Annotated in this window: 14 protein-coding genes; all 14 read right to left on the minus strand. The window is 66.8% G+C overall.

What is annotated here, in order from left to right:
- Window positions 1-1,130, minus strand: a 1,130-nt coding sequence (gene proS, locus V7702_RS07295; RefSeq protein WP_335649478.1) for a proline--tRNA ligase, incomplete at its 3' end; no start/stop codon positions are given.
- A 299-nt stretch (window positions 1,131-1,429) separates the two neighbouring features.
- Window positions 1,430-1,690 (minus strand): DUF1467 family protein, encoded by a 261-nt coding sequence (locus V7702_RS07300; RefSeq protein WP_335649479.1) that lies wholly within the window; start codon window positions 1,688-1,690, stop codon window positions 1,430-1,432.
- Window positions 1,690-2,112 carry a methylmalonyl-CoA epimerase gene (mce, locus tag V7702_RS07305; RefSeq protein ID WP_335649480.1) on the minus strand — a complete coding sequence of 141 codons (423 nt, stop codon included), beginning with the start codon at window positions 2,110-2,112 and terminating at the stop codon, window positions 1,690-1,692. The genes V7702_RS07300 and mce overlap by 1 nt, the downstream gene beginning before the upstream one ends.
- Before the next feature lie 41 nt (window positions 2,113-2,153).
- Window positions 2,154-3,836 carry a ribonuclease J gene (locus tag V7702_RS07310; protein ID WP_335649481.1) on the minus strand — a complete coding sequence of 561 codons (1,683 nt, stop codon included), beginning with the start codon at window positions 3,834-3,836 and terminating at the stop codon, window positions 2,154-2,156.
- Window positions 3,836-4,612: a type III pantothenate kinase gene (locus V7702_RS07315; RefSeq protein ID WP_335649506.1), complete on the minus strand. Its 777-nt coding sequence runs from the start codon at window positions 4,610-4,612 to the stop codon at window positions 3,836-3,838. The genes V7702_RS07310 and V7702_RS07315 overlap by 1 nt, the downstream gene beginning before the upstream one ends.
- Complete coding sequence (locus V7702_RS07320) at window positions 4,609-5,352, minus strand: biotin--[acetyl-CoA-carboxylase] ligase (RefSeq protein ID WP_335649482.1); 744 nt, start codon at window positions 5,350-5,352, stop codon at window positions 4,609-4,611. Before V7702_RS07320 ends, V7702_RS07315 begins: the two co-directional genes overlap by 4 nt.
- Window position 5,353: 1 nt before the next feature.
- Window positions 5,354-6,784 carry an NADH-quinone oxidoreductase subunit NuoN gene (gene nuoN / locus V7702_RS07325; protein WP_335649483.1) on the minus strand — a complete coding sequence of 477 codons (1,431 nt, stop codon included), beginning with the start codon at window positions 6,782-6,784 and terminating at the stop codon, window positions 5,354-5,356.
- A gap of 13 nt (window positions 6,785-6,797) precedes the next feature.
- On the minus strand, window positions 6,798-8,285 hold the full coding sequence (locus V7702_RS07330; protein ID WP_335649484.1) for an NADH-quinone oxidoreductase subunit M: 1,488 nt from the start codon (window positions 8,283-8,285) through the stop codon (window positions 6,798-6,800).
- 14 nt (window positions 8,286-8,299) lie between these two features.
- Window positions 8,300-10,357: an NADH-quinone oxidoreductase subunit L gene (gene nuoL, locus V7702_RS07335; protein ID WP_335649485.1), complete on the minus strand. Its 2,058-nt coding sequence runs from the start codon at window positions 10,355-10,357 to the stop codon at window positions 8,300-8,302.
- Window positions 10,358-10,365: 8 nt separating this feature from the next.
- Window positions 10,366-10,674 (minus strand): NADH-quinone oxidoreductase subunit NuoK, encoded by a 309-nt coding sequence (gene nuoK / locus V7702_RS07340; protein ID WP_304716206.1) that lies wholly within the window; start codon window positions 10,672-10,674, stop codon window positions 10,366-10,368.
- Window positions 10,671-11,288 carry an NADH-quinone oxidoreductase subunit J gene (locus tag V7702_RS07345; RefSeq protein WP_335649486.1) on the minus strand — a complete coding sequence of 206 codons (618 nt, stop codon included), beginning with the start codon at window positions 11,286-11,288 and terminating at the stop codon, window positions 10,671-10,673. The genes nuoK and V7702_RS07345 overlap by 4 nt, the downstream gene beginning before the upstream one ends.
- Window positions 11,289-11,392: 104 nt before the next feature.
- Window positions 11,393-11,890, minus strand: a complete 498-nt coding sequence (gene nuoI / locus V7702_RS07350; protein ID WP_304716208.1) for an NADH-quinone oxidoreductase subunit NuoI — start codon at window positions 11,888-11,890, stop codon at window positions 11,393-11,395.
- Window positions 11,890-12,975, minus strand: coding sequence for an NADH-quinone oxidoreductase subunit NuoH (gene nuoH / locus V7702_RS07355; RefSeq protein ID WP_335649487.1), 1,086 nt, complete (start codon window positions 12,973-12,975; stop codon window positions 11,890-11,892). Before nuoH ends, nuoI begins: the two co-directional genes overlap by 1 nt.
- A gap of 3 nt (window positions 12,976-12,978) precedes the next feature.
- Window positions 12,979-15,018, minus strand: coding sequence for an NADH-quinone oxidoreductase subunit NuoG (gene nuoG, locus V7702_RS07360; protein WP_335649488.1), 2,040 nt, complete (start codon window positions 15,016-15,018; stop codon window positions 12,979-12,981).

The following is a 15,018-nucleotide window of genomic DNA, read 5'->3' on the forward strand; positions in this document are numbered from 1 at the left end:
GGATCCTTGCCGGCGTCGCGCAGGGCGCCATAGGCCTGCTCGCAGGCCAGATCCACGGCCGCGTCGCCGGGGCGCAGATTGATCACCGCCACGCCGAAGGGCGCCACGGACTCCGGCCAGATGATGCCGGCATCGTCATGGCTGGCCTCGATGATGCCGCCCACCAGACGCGAGACGCCGACGCCGTAGGAGCCGCCATGGATGGGCCGCTCCTGGCCGTCAGGCCCGGTGACCACGGCGCGCATGGGCTTGGAGTACTTTTCGCCGAAATAGAAGATGTGGCCGACCTCGATGCCCCGGGCCGACAGGCGGTCGGACTCGCCGACCTCAGACTCGAAGCGCGCCTGCTCGTGCATGTCCTCGGTGGCCGCATAGAGGGCGGTGCGCTGGTCGACGATGGGCTGCAGGTCGCCGTCCCAATCGACGTCGCCAGGGGGCGGCATCTCCACCAGGTCGCGATGGCAGAAGACCTGGCTCTCGCCGGTCTCGGCCAGGATGATGAATTCGTGGCTCAGATCGCCGCCGATAGGGCCGGGATCGGCGCGCATGGGCACCGCCTTCAGGCCCAGGCGGGCGAAGGTGTTCAGATAGGCCACGAACATGCGGTTATAGGACCGGCGGGCGGCAGCCTCGTCGATGTCGAAGGAATAGGCGTCCTTCATTAGGAACTCCCGGCCGCGCATCACTCCGAACCGGGGGCGGCGCTCGTCGCGGAACTTCCACTGGATGTTGTAGAAGTTCTTCGGCAGGTCCTTGTAGCTCTTCACATGCGCCCGGAAGATCTCGGTGATCACCTCTTCGGCGGTGGGGCCGTACAAAAGGTCGCGCTCGTGGCGGTCGGTGATGCGCAGCATCTCGTCGCCATAGTCGTCATAGCGTCCGCTCTCGCGCCACAGGTCGGCCAGTTGCAGGGTGGGCATCAGCACCTCGATGGCGCCGGCGCGGTCCATTTCCTCGCGGACGATCTGCTCGATCTTCTTCAGGACCCGAAGGCCGAGCGGCAGCCAGGCATAGATTCCCGCCGCTTCCTGACGGATCATTCCGGCGCGCAGCATCAGCTGGTGCGAGGCGATCTGGGCGTCGGAGGGCGCCTCACGCAGCGTGGGAATGAAATAACGCGAAAGACGCATGCGTTCGGGGCCTTCGTACCAGACTCTTCGGAATAGGCCCTGATTAGCCCTGAGCGTCTGACCTTGGCAATCGAAGCGTCGAAAAGAAGGCCGCCGGCGCAAAGGCGGGCGGCCTCCAAGTTGGTCATCGGGGAAAACGCTACGCAAGCCGGCGTCGCCGCTTGGCTGAGACCGTTGTAACCCCCGTAACATCAGATGCGCGCCCATCTCGGGCGCGGGCCGGAAAGAGCCGCCGCCTTCGCCCAATTTGCAGGCGTTGCGACCGCCGGCCGCGCAAGGCCTGGGCGCCGGGGGCAGGCCTAGAAGTTCGAAGGCCCCGTGGGCATGGGAATGACGCCCGACCAGATCACCGCCCAGACGATCACGAAGACGATGGCCGAAACCCAGGTGGTGGTGATGAACTTGCGCTTGAGCTTGGGATCCACCGGCGCGCCGGGATCGCCGCCGTCGCCCTTGTCGATGCCAGCCTCGGCGTGGCTGATGGTGCCCAGCGGCAGGATGGCGAACAAAACCACCCACCAGATGATCAGATAGGTGGCGATCGCGGTCGTAACGCCCATCAGTGGGCCTCCTTCGGCGTTTCCATCAGTTCGACCAGCACGCCGCCCATGTTCTTGGGATGGACGAAGATCACCGGCGTCCCGTGGGCGCCGATGCGCGGCTCGCCCGTGCCCAGCACGGTGGCGCCCTTGGAGCGCATCTCGTCGCGAGCGGCCAGGATGTCCTCCACCTCGAAGCAGACGTGGTGCTGCCCCCCGGCCGGGTTCTTGGCCAGGAAGCCTGTCAGCGGAGAGTCCTCGCCCAGCGGCTCGATCAGCTCGATCTGCGAATTGGGCAGGTTGACGAAACAGACCCAGACCCCCTGCTCCTCCATGGCCCATTTCTCGGTGATGGAGGTAGCGCCCAGGACGTCGCGATACATCCGCACAGCGTCGTCGATGGAGGGGGTGGCGACCCCCACATGGTTCAGTTTCCCGATCATGGACGCCGGTATACGCCCCCTGCCCCTACGGCGCGAAGACCCTAAAGTCGCAGCACCGTGGTCTCGACCACGGGCCGGCGGCCCCACACCCGCTGGCAGGCCTTCTTGACGGCCCGCGACATGGCGGTCTCGACGGCCTGATCCAGATCACGGTCGGCGCCGGAGAGGCGTGAGAGGGCGCGCTCAGCCTCTTCGGCCAGATCGTCGAGCGCTTCGTCCAGGGGATAGTCGTCATCGGTGGGCATGCCGATGGCGCGCACCTGCGGGCCCGAGGTGATCTTGCCGCGGCTATCGAGCACGACAGCCACCGTCACCACGCCGTTGTGGGCCGCGTGCCGACGTTCGCGTAGGGCCTCGCCGTTCTCGCTGACCACCACATTGGCGTCCACATAGAGGCGGCCGGCGGGCGTCTCATCGATGATCTCGGCGCGGCCCGGCGCCAGGCGGACCATGTCGCCATTGCGCGGAGCGACCGTCTGCGGAACCTGAAGATCCCGGGCGAAGGCCGCATGCTCCAGCAGGTGGCGGCGCTCTCCATGGGTGGGAATGGCGATCTGCGGACGCGCCCAGGCGTACATGCGCGCCAGCTCGTCCCGGCAGGGGTGGCCCGAGACGTGGATGCCCGGGTGATCGTTGTCGGTGTAGAGCCGCACGCCGCGGTCGGCCATGCGGTTCTGCAGGTTGCGAATGGCGATCTCGTTGCCCGGGATGACACGGGAGGAAAAGACGCAGGAATCGCCCTTGCCCAGGTTCACATGGGGGTGGGTGCCCTCGGAGATCCGCGACAGGGCGGCGCGGGCCTCCCCCTGGCTGCCGGTGCAGAGATAGAGGATGGAGTCGGCGGGGAAGTAGCCGGCCTCGCTCTCATTGACGAAGTCCTTCAGGCCCTTGAACAGGCCGACGGATCGGGCGGCGGCGGCCATGCGGTGCATTGAGCGCCCCACCAGGCAGACCCGGCGGCCATTGGCCTCGGCCGCCCGGATCACCGAATCCATCCGCGCCACATTGGAGGCGAAGCAGGCGACGGCCACCTTGCCCTTCAGCTCGCCGATCAGGCGGGCCAGGGCATCGCGCACATCGGCCTCGGAGCCGGACTCGCCCTCGACGAACACATTGGTGGAATCGCACACCATGGCCAGGACGCCCTCGTCCCCCAGCTGGCGGATGAAGGTCTCGTCGGTGGCTTCGCCCAGCACTGGATCGGGATCGATCTTCCAGTCGCCGGTGTGCAGGACTGTGCCCAGCGGCGTGCGGATCGACAGGCCGTTGGGCTCGGGGATCGAGTGGGTCAGGGTGATCAGGTCAATCTCGAAGGGGCCGAGCGTCACGCGGCCGCCGAGCGGCACCACATTGATCTCCACCTGGCCCTCAAGGCCCCCTTCCCGCAGCTTCTCGCGCAGCAGGAAGGCGGTGAACGGCGTGGCGTAGAGCGGCGCGCGCAGCCGCGGCCACAGCCAGGCCACCGCGCCGATATGGTCCTCATGGGCGTGGGTCAGGACGATGCCGAGGATATCGTCCGCATGCTCCTCAATGAACTCCGGATCGGGCAGGATCAGGTCCACCCCCGGCGTCGTCAGGTCGCCGAAGGTCACGCCGAGATCGACGATGATCCACTTGCGCGCATGCGGCGGCCCGAAGCCGTAGAGGTTGAAGTTCATGCCGATCTCGTTCGACCCGCCGAGCGGGAGGAAGACGAGTTCGTCTTGGTCTTTGTGGGCGGCCATCAGGCGCCTCCGAGGTTGCGGCGGTGGATCTCCAGCAGACCCCGTATGGTCAGGTCGGGATCGAAGTGGTCGATCGCCAGACTAGCCCCGTGGAAAAGCGAAGCGACGCCGCCGGTTGCAATCACCGTCAGCGGTTGTGGCCATTCGGCCTTGATACGGGTGATCAGGCCTTCGATCAGCGCGATATAGCCCCAGAAGACGCCCGACTGCATGGCGCCCACCGTATCCTTGCCGATGACCCGCTGGGGCTTCTGGATCGCCACCCGCGGCAGCTTGGCGGCGGCGGCGTGCAGGGCCTCCATCGACAGGTTGATGCCTGGTGCGATGACCCCGCCCTCGAAGCCGCCGTCCTCGGCGATCACGTCGAAGGTGGTGGCGGTGCCGGAGTCGATGACGATCAGCGGGCCGGAATATTGGATGTGCGCGCCGATGGCGTTGACCAGGCGGTCGGCGCCAGCCTCGGACGGCTTGTCGATCCGCACGGCGATCCCGAGGTTGGCGTTCTCGCCGATCACCAGGGGCTCCACATGCAGATAGCGGCGGGCCAGGTTGCGCAGATTGAAGATCGACTGCGGCACGACGCTGGAGATGATGCAGGCGTCCAGCACCCCGAACTGCAGGCCCGCCATGTGCAACAACTGAGAGAGCCAGACGGCGTATTCATCGGCCGTGCGGGTGGAGTCGGTGGCCGCCCGCCACTGGGCGATCCAGGTGTCGCCGTCGTGCACGGCGAAGAGGGTGTTGGTGTTGCCCTGTTCAATGGCCAAGAGCATCAGGCGTCTCCAAAGAAAACATCGCCGGCGGTGATCCGCCGGATCTGACCGTCGCGCAGGCGCAGACGCAGGGCGCCGTCGGCCTCCATGCCTTCGGCGATCCCCTCGACCGTCTCCTGCGGCAGGCGGGCGACGCAAGCCTGGCCCAGGCCATGGGCCCGCAGGGTCCAGCCCTGGGCGATCGCCGCGAAGCCCCGGCTGGCCCAGAGACTACGCCAGGTTTCGAAGGCCGTCGCCAGGACCTCAAGGGCGTCCTGCGGGCTGGGTGGCGGCCCAGACATGTGCTCGACGAAGGTGGACGACGGGCGCTCGGCGGCCATCGGCGCGGCGGCGAGATTGATGCCGATGCCGACCGCCAGCCAGATACGTCCATCAGGCCGCGCGCCGGATTCCACCAGGATGCCGGCAGCTTTTCGCCCGTCGATCAGCAGGTCATTGGGCCACTTCACGCTCACCAGGTCGGCGCCCACGAAGCGTTCGGCCAAGTCGGCCGCAGCCAGGGCCGCGACGAAGGACAACTGCGCCGCCTCGGCCGCCGTTCGGTCGGTGACCATCAGCAGGGTGGCGGCCAGATTGCCTGAGCCCGTCTCCCAGGCTCGGCCGCGGCGACCGCGCCCAGACGTCTGGTTGAGCGCGGCGATCCATTGAGGCCCCGCCTCGCCGGCCTCGGCCCGACGGCGGGCCTCGGCGTTGGTGGAGTCGAGCTCGTCGTAGAACGCGATCGGCGGGTGGACGCTGGCCAAATCAGGCCAGGCCGAAGGCGGCGGCCGCAGCCGCAGCCAGCGGGTCGATAAAGGTCAGGGCCACCAGGACGACGGGGAAGGTGAACAGGGCGAGCGCAATGGCGATGGCCTTGGCTTCCACCGGCGGCGCGTCGGTGCCGCCCACAGCGGGGTCGAACCACATCACCTTGATCAGGCGCAGGTAGTAGAAGGCCGCGACCACGCTGCCCACCAGGGCCAAGACCGCGGCAATGCCGAGCCCTGCGCCGATGGCCGCCTTGAACACATAGAACTTGGCCCAGAAGCCTGAGAAGGGCGGCAGGCCAAGCGCCGACAGGGCGAAGGCGCTCATGGCCAAGGCGATGCCGGGGCGTTCCTTGAACAGGCCGGCCATGTCCGAAATCGTCTCCATCGGACGACCATCCCGCGACAGGGCCGCCAGGCAGGCGAAGAAGCCGGTCACGTCGACCATGTAGAGGACCATGAAAACCAGCATGGCCTGAACGCCGGCGGCGTCGCCCGAGGCCAGGCCCAGGACCGCGTAACCGATATTGGCGATCGAGGAATAGGCCCACAGGCGCTTCAGGTTGCTCTGGGCGAGGCCGGCGAAGGCGCCGACGGCGACCGAGGCGAGCGCGATGATCACCAGGATCTGGCGCCATTGGTCGGCCGCGCCGCCGAAGCCCTCGGCCAGGACCCTGGCGAACAGCACCATGGCGGCCATCTTGGGGGCCGCGCCGAAGAAGGCCACGACCGGGGTCGGCGCGCCCTCATAGACGTCCGGAGTCCACATGTGGAAGGGCGCGGCCGAGATCTTGAAGGCCAGGCCGCAGATCAGGAAGACGAGACCGAACAGCACGCCCACGCCCGCGCCGCCCTCGACCGACTGGGCGATGATGTCGAAGTGGGTGGAGCCGGCGAAACCGTAGATCAGCGAAGCGCCATAGAGCAGCAGGCCCGAGGACAGGGCGCCGAGGACGAAATACTTAAGGCCGGCTTCCGAGGCCTTGGCGTTGTCCCGGTGGATGGCGGCCAGGACGTAAAGGGCCAGGGAGTGAAGCTCGACGCCGATATAGAGCGAGATCAGGTCGCCGGCCGAGGCCATCATGCCCATGCCGAGCGCGGCCAGGATGATCAGGACCGGGAACTCGAAATTGTTCACGCCGCGGCGCTGGAACCAGGGCTGGCCCAGGGGGATGGCGATGGCGCTGGCCGCATAGATGGCCACCTTGGCGAAGGCCGAGGCCTGGTCGGCGATCAGGCCGCCGGAGAAGCCGCGGCCCATGGGCCCCAGCACGGCGGCGGCGCCGGCGGCGACCAGCAGGGCCACGGCGGCCAGGCTGAACACGGCGTTGGCGCGACTCTGGAAGGCGCCCCAGACCAGCAGGGCGAGCGCGCCTGCGGCCAGGATCACCTCGGGAAGGGCGAGGCTCAGATCAGCGGAGAAATTCATCGCAAAAGCCCCCTCACCCGCCGGTCGCAGCGCGGTAGACCGCGACCAGATTGTCGACCGAGGCCTGGGTGATGTCGAAAACGGCGGCCGGATAGATGCCGAGATAGAGGGTGCCCAGGATCAGGGGGGCGAAGATCGCCACCTCCCGCCAGTTCAGGTCCTTGATCTCGGCCAGGGCCGGATTGGTGATCTCGCCGAACACGACCCGCCGATAGAGGCTGAGTGCGTAGACGGCCGAAAGGATGACGCCGGTGGCCGCCACGATGGCCGCCCAGGTGGAGGCCTGATAGGCGCCGGTCATGGTCAGGATCTCGCCGACGAAGCCCGAGGTGCCCGGCAGGCCGACATTACCCATGGTGAACAGCAGGAAGATGGCCGCGTACCAGGGCATGCGGTTCACCAGGCCGCCATAGAAGGCGATCTCGCGGGTGTGCATCCGGTCATAGACCACGCCGACGCAGAGGAAGAGCGCGCCGGAGATCAGGCCGTGGCTGACCATCTGGAAGATGGCGCCCTGCTCGCCCTGGGCGTTGCCCGAGAAGATGCCCAGCGTCACGAAGCCCATATGGGCGACCGACGAATAGGCGATCAGCTTCTTGATGTCGGTCTGCCGGAAAGCGACCAGCGAGGTGTAGACAATGGCGATCACCGAAAGGGCGAAGACCAGCGGGGTGAAGAAGACCGAGGCGTCGGGGAACATGGGCAGCGAGAAGCGCATGAACCCATAGCCGCCCATCTTCAGCAACACGCCGGCCAGGATCACGGAGCCCGCCGTCGGCGCCTCCACGTGGGCGTCGGGCAGCCAGGTGTGCACCGGCCACATGGGCATCTTCACCGCGAACGAGGCGAAGAAGGCCAGCCACAGCCAGATCTGGATCTCCTGACCGAAGTCGTAGGTCATCAGTTCGGGGATCGAGGAGGTGCCGGTGATGCCGATCATGCCCAGCACCGCGGCCAGCATCAGCACCGAACCCAGCAGGGTGTAGAGGAAGAACTTGAAGGCCGCATAGACCCGGTTCTTGCCGCCCCAGACCCCGATGATCAGGAACATCGGCGCCAGGCCGAATTCGAAGAAGACGTAGAAGAGGATCAGGTCGAGCGCGCAGAACACGCCGATGACCAGGGTCTCCAGCGCCAGGAAGGCGATGAGATATTCCTCGATGCGATGTTCGATCGAGCGCCAGGAGGCGGCGATGCAGAGCGGCATCAGGAAGGCGGTGAGCACCACGAACAGCACCGAAATGCCGTCCACGCCCATGCGATAATGGAGCCCGCCGAACCAGGCGAAGTCCTCGACGAACTGGAAGTCCGCCGTGCCGCGGTCGAACTGGCCGAGCATGACCAGGGACAGGGCCAGCGTCGCCAGGGTGGTGACGAGAGCGATCCACTTGGCCAGGTCAGCCGACTTGGCGCTTCCCGCAGGCGCGATGAACCGCAGGGCCAGGATGGCCGCAATGCCCGCGACGGGCGCGTAGGTGATGAGCGAGAGAATGCCGGTCATGACTTATCCCCGCCTCAGGCCGCCCAGGCGAAGAGGGCGAAGGACAGAAGCCCCGCCACCCCAAGCAGCATCACGAACGCATAGTGGTAGACGAAGCCCGTCTGCAGCTTGCCGGTCCGCCGGCCAATCGCCGCAGAGACCGCGGCCACGCCGTTGGGTCCGACGCCATCGATGATCTTCTGGTCGCCGACCTTCCAGAAGAGGTCGCCCAGGCCGCGGGCGGCGCGCACGAAGGTGGCGTTGTAGAGCTCGTCGAAGAACCACTTGTTGTACAGGAAGCTCCAGACCGGGCCTTCCTTGGCCGCCATCCGGGCGCCCAGGCCCTCGCGCAGCACATAGATATAGAAGGCGATGGCCAGGCCCAGCATGGAGGCCACCAGAGGCGCATAGAGCACCCACTGCGGCACATGGTGAGCGTGTTCCAGCACATGGTTGGTCGGCGCGGTGAAGATGGCGCCGCGCCAGAACTCGGCCTGGTGGTCGCCGACGAAGTGCTCGACGAAGGCGAAGCCGGCGGCCACCGCGCCCAGCGCCAGCAGCAGCAGCGGAACTACCATCACCAGGGGGCTCTCGTGCGGCTTGTGGCCATGGTGATGACCGTGGTCGTGGGCGTCCGGCAGCGGCTCGTCGTGGGTCACCTGCTGGGCCGGCGCATGGGCGTGGTCGTCGTGGGTCTCATGACCCCACTTGGCGTGGCCATGGAAGGTCATGAAGGCCAGCCGCCAGGAATAATAGGCGGTCAGGGCCGCGGCCAGGATGCCGACCACGAAGGCGAAATAGGCGATGCCGTTCTCTTGGCCGGCCGCATAGGCCGCCTCGATGATGGTGTCCTTGGAATAGAAGCCAGCGAAGCCCAGGTGCAGGTCGGGGATGCCGAAGCCAGTGATGGCCAGGGTGCCGATGACCATCACCGCATAGGTGACGGGCAGCAGCTTCCACAGGGCGCCCATCTTCCGCATGTCCTGCTCGTGGTGCATGCCGTGGATCACCGACCCGGCGCCCAGGAACAGCAGGGCCTTGAAGAAGGCGTGGGTGAACAGGTGGAACATGGCCGCCTGATAGGCGCCGACGCCGGCGGCGAAGAACATGTAGCCGAGCTGCGAGCAGGTCGAATAGGCGATGACCCGCTTGATGTCGTTCTGGGCCAGACCCACCGTAGCGGCGAACAGGGCCGTGACCGCGCCCACCAGGGTGACGATCTGCTTGGTCACCGGGGCATATTCGAACATCGGCGACAGCAGGCAGACCATGTAGACCCCGGCCGTCACCATGGTGGCGGCGTGGATCAGGGCCGAGACCGGCGTCGGGCCTTCCATGGCGTCCGGCAGCCAGGTGTGCAGGAAGAACTGGGCGGACTTGCCCATGGCGCCGACAAAGAGCAGGGCGCAGGCCAGGTCCATGGCGTGCCAGGTCTGGCCGGCGAACTGCCAGCCGACGGCGGCGAATTCCTCAACCCGCGGGAAGATCTCGGCGAACTCGATGGTGCCGAACATCCAGAACACGGTGATGATGCCCAGCGCGAAGCCGAAGTCGCCCACCCGGTTGACCACGAAGGCCTTGATTGAGGCGGCGTTGGCCGTGGGTTTCTTGAACCAGAAGCCGATCAGCAGGTAGCTGGCCAGCCCCACCCCTTCCCAGCCGAAGAACAGCTGCATGAAGTCGGCCGCCGTCACCAGGGCCAGCATGGCGAAGGTGAAGAGCGACAGATAGGCGAAGAAGCGCGGCCGGGAGTCGTCCTCGGCCATGTAGCCCCACGAATAGACGTGGACGAGCGCCGAAACCGAAGTGACGACGATCAGCATGACGGCCGACAGCCCGTCGATACGGATCGACCAGGCCGACTGGAAGTCGCCCACATTGATGAAGGGCAGCAGGGTCAGCGTGAAGGCTTCGAGCCCGCCCCAGGTCCACTGGATGAACATGGTCCAGGACAGGACGCAGGCGAGCAGCAGGAGGCCCGTGGTCACGGCTTGCGAGGCGAAGTCGCCGATGCGGCGGCCGAACAGACCCGCGATCAGCGCGCCCAGCAGGGGCGCGAAGACCAGGATGATGGCGAGAGACTGAGGGGTCATGGGCTCCGTCAGCCTTTCATCACGGCGGCGTCGTCCACGGCGATGCCGCCGCGGTTACGGAAAAAGGTGACGAGGATGGCCAGGCCCACGGCCGCCTCGGCGGCGGCCACGGTCAGGACGAACATGGCGAAGATCTGCCCCACCACGTCATGGAGATAGACCGAGAACGCGACCAGATTGATGTTCACCGCCAGCAGGATCAGCTCGATCGACATCAGGATGACGATGATGTTCTTGCGGTTCACGAAGATCCCGAAGACCCCGATCGTGAACAGGATGGCGGCGACCGCCAGATAGTGACTGAGACCGATCGTCATTCGCCCATTCCCTCGCCCGGCTTGATCTGGACCGAGCGCATGCCGTTCTCGGCGTTGCGCGCCACCTGGTCGGCGATCACCTGACGGCGCACGCCCGGCTTATGGCGCAGGGTCAGGACGATGGCGCCGATCATGGCCACCAGCAGCACCAGCCCCGCCGCCTGGAAGAAGTAGACATAGTCGGTGTAGAGCACCCGCCCGATGGTCTCGGTGTTGGAGAGACCGTCGAGGGCCGCCATCGGCTCCCGCGGCCCGCTGGCAGCTCCACCGGTGGCCACCGCCGTGGCGACGACGATCATTTCGGCCGCCAGGATGCCGGCCACCAGGCCGCCCAGGGGCATGTAGCGGGCGAAGCCCTGCTTGAGCGCCCCGAAGTCCACGTCGAGCATCATGACGACGAAGAGGAACAGCACCGCGACGGCGCCCACATAGACCACGACCAGCAGCATCGCCAGGAACTCGGCGCCCAGCAGCAGGAAGAGGCCCGCCGCCGAGAAGAAGGTCAGGATCAGGAACAGCACCGAGTGCACGGGATTTCTGACGGACACCACGGCGAGGCCTGAGCCGATGGTGACTATCGCCAGCAGATAAAATGCGATCGCCTGCAAGGCCATGACGGCTCTACTTTCGCCCCTCAATCATCAGGTTGGTCCGCCCGCCGGGCGCATGGCCCAGGTCGGACGCCAACGTCCTAAAGCCCCGGAATCGCGCCTGTCTCTTAGCGATAGGGCGCGTCGAGTTCTAGGTTCTTTGCGATTTCCCGCTCCCAACGGTCCCCGTTATCGAGCAGGCGTTCCTTGTCGTAATAGAGTTCTTCGCGGGTCTCGGTGGCGAACTCCAGGTTCGGCCCCTCGACGATGGCGTCCACCGGGCAAGCCTCCTGGCACAGGCCGCAGTAGATGCACTTGACCATGTCGATGTCGTAGCGGGTCGTCCGGCGGCTGCCGTCGTCCCGGGGTTCGGCCTCGATGGTGATGGCCTGGGCCGGGCAGATGGCCTCGCACAGCTTGCAGGCGATGCAGCGCTCTTCCCCGTTGGGATAGCGACGCAGGGCGTGCTCGCCGCGGAACCGCGGCGACTGCGGGTTGCGCTCGTTCGGATAGATGACCGTGGCCTTGGGGCGCATCATGTACTTCATGCCGAGCCCGAAGGCCCCGATGAAGTCCATCAGCGCCGCGCCCTTGGCGGCCTGGCTGATACGGGCGGCGAAACTCATCAAATCGCTCCTTGGGCCGGACCGAAGACGCGCCAGGCGGCGACGAGCACCACGGCCACCAGCGAGGTCGGCAGGAAGATCTTCCACCCCAGGCGCATGAGCTGGTCATAGCGGTACCGGGGGACGATCGCCTTCACCATGGCGATCAGGAAGAAGAAGAAGACGGTCTTGGCGAAGAACCACATGAAGCCGAAGAAGCTCTGCGCGGTCGCGGGCCAGCTCTCGAGGAAGGGCGTCGGGAAAGGCGCCTGCCATCCGCCGAAGAACAGGATGGTGATGATGGCGCACATCAGCACGATGTTGGCGTACTCGCCGATCATGAACAGCAGGTACGGGGTGGAGGAGTACTCCACCTGATAGCCGGCCACGAGCTCGGACTCCGCCTCAGGCAGGTCGAAGGGCGGGCGGTTGGTCTCAGCCAGCGCCGAAATGAAGAAGACCACGGCCATCGGGACCATGATCAGGATCATCGGCAGGTTGGCGAGCCCGCCGCCGAACACATACCAGTTCCAGAAGCCGCCGGCCTGTTGGGCGACGATGGTCTGAAGGTTCATGGTGCCGGCCAGCAGGATCACGGTGATGATCACGAAGCCGATGGAGACCTCGTAGCTGACCATCTGGGCCGCCGAACGCAGGCTGCCCAGGAAGGGGTATTTCGAGTTGGACGCCCAGCCGCCCATGATGATGCCGTAGACGCCCAGCGAGCTGATCGCCAGCAGGTAGAGGACGCCGACATTGATGTCCGACACCACCCAGCCCGGGGCCAGCGGCACCACGGCCCAGGCCGCGAACGCCAGGACGAAGCTGATCAGGGGGGCCAGGATGAAGACCACCTTGTCGGCCCCATCGGGGATGACGATCTCCTTCAGCACGAACTTAAGGAAGTCGGCGAAGGACTGCAGCAGGCCGAACGGGCCCACCATGTTAGGGCCTTTGCGCATCTGCACGCCGGCCCAGATCTTGCGGTCGGCCAGCAGCAGGAAGGCCAGCGACAGCAGGATCCAGATCATGACGGCCAGGATCTGGCCCACGGCGAGCAGGGTCCAGCCGCCTGGCGTCGCCCAGAAATTGGTGGTGGCGTCCATGCCCTACTCCGCGGCGATCTTTTCGGCGCCCGGGACGAGCGCCTGGCACTCGGCCATGGTCACGCTGGCGCGTGCGATCGGGTTGGTCAGATAGAAGGCCTTCACGGGGCTCGCGAAGGGCGCGTCCAAGAGAGCGCCCTCCCCGCCCAGCACCGAAAGGTCCAGCGCGCCGGGCGTCTCAGGCACATAGTCGATTCGGCCGAATGTGGGGTGATCGGCGAACAGACGCGCGCGCAGCTGGTCGAGGCTGTCATAGGGCAGCTTGGCGTCCAGCAGTTCGGACAGGGCCCGCAGGATGGCCCAGTCCTCCTTGGCCTCGCCCTTGGGGAAGACCGCCCGCTCGCCGCGCTGAACCCGGCCCTCGGTGTTCACATAGAGGCCGTTCTTTTCCGTATAGGCCGCGCCGGGCAGGATGACGTCGGCCCGGTGCGCCCCGGCGTCCCCATGGGTGCCCATATAGACGACGAAGGCGTCGGTGGCCGACAGGTCCACCTCGTCGGCGCCCATCAGCACCAGCAGGTCGGCGCCGCCCTTGGCGGTCAGCTCCAGCGCGCTCTTGCCGCCTTCCCGGGGGATGAAGCCCAGGTCGAGGCCGCCCACGCGGGCCGCGGCGGTGTGCAGGACGTTCCAGGTGGCCTTGAAGGTCTTGGCCACGCCTGCCGCGGCCTTGACCACGGCCGCGCCGTCGGCACGGGCCAGCGCCCCGGCGCCCAGGATCACGGCGGCCTTTTCGGCGCCCTTGAAGGCCTTGGCGAAGTCGCTGCGGGACTTGGAGAGGCCGCTCAGCGTGTCGGTTCCGGCGCCCAGATAGTCGTAGCCATAGCTCAGGTCGGCCTGCTCGCCGATGACCCCGATCCGCAGGGAGCCGGCGAGCCAGCGCTTGCGCAGGCGGGCGTTGAACACCGGCGCCTCCAGGCGGGGATTGGTCCCGACCAGCAGAATGACGTCGGCGTCCTCGATCCCGGCGAGGGTCGAGTTCATCAGCCAGCTTTCGCGGGGACCGTCGCCCAGGGCCATGCCGTCCTGGCGGCAGTCCAGGCTGGTCACGCCCAGGCCGCCGAACAGGTCGAGCGCGGCCTTCATGGACTCCGCGTCCTGCAGGTCGCCGGCGATGACGCCCATGCGCTCGGGCGCGGTCGCCTTCACCTTGGCGGCTACGGTTTGGAGAGCCTCGGCCCAGCTCGCGGGACGCAGCTTGCCGTTCTCGCGGATATAGGGCCGGTCCAGGCGCTGGCGCGAGAGGCCGTCGACCGCGTAGCGGGTCTTGTCGCTGATCCACTCTTCGTTGACGTCGTCATTGATGCGCGGCAGCACGCGCAGCACGGCCGGGCCGCGGGCGTCGACACGGATGGCCGAGCCCAGGGCGTCCATGACGTCGACGCTCTCGGTCTTCTTCAACTCCCAGGGCCGGGCGTTGAAGGCGTAGGGCTTGGAGGTCAGGGCGCCGACCGGGCAGAGGTCGATGACGTTGGCGCTCAGCTCGGACGTGACCGCCGCGTCGAGATAGGTCGTGATTTCAACGTCTTCGCCCCGTGAGATCAGGCCGATCTCCGGCACGCCGGCCACCTCGGTGACGAAGCGGACGCAGCGGGTGCACTGGATGCAGCGTGTCATCACCGTCTTGATGAGCGGACCCATGTACTTTTCTTCGACCGCGCGCTTGTTCTCGCCATAGCGGGAATCGTCGCGGCCATAGCCCATGGCCTGGTCCTGCAGGTCGCACTCGCCGCCCTGATCGCAGATCGGGCAGTCCAGCGGGTGGTTGATCAGCAGGAACTCCATCACCCCGTGACGGGCCTTCTTGACCATCGGCGTGTCGGTGAAGATCTCCTGGCCTTCGGCCGCCGGCAGGGCGCAGGAGGCCTGCGGCTTGGGCGGGCCGGGCTTCACCTCGACCAGACACATGCGGCAGTTGCCGGCGATGGACAGCCGCTCGTGATAGCAGAAGCGCGGGATTTCCTTCCCGGCCAGCTCCGCCACCTGCAGAACCGTCATGCCGGGTTCGAACTCGACCTCGACGCCGTCGACCTTTGCGATGGGCAT

The organism is Phenylobacterium sp., assembly GCF_036963605.1.
In the GTDB taxonomy this organism is placed as follows: Bacteria; Pseudomonadota; Alphaproteobacteria; order Caulobacterales; family Caulobacteraceae; genus Phenylobacterium.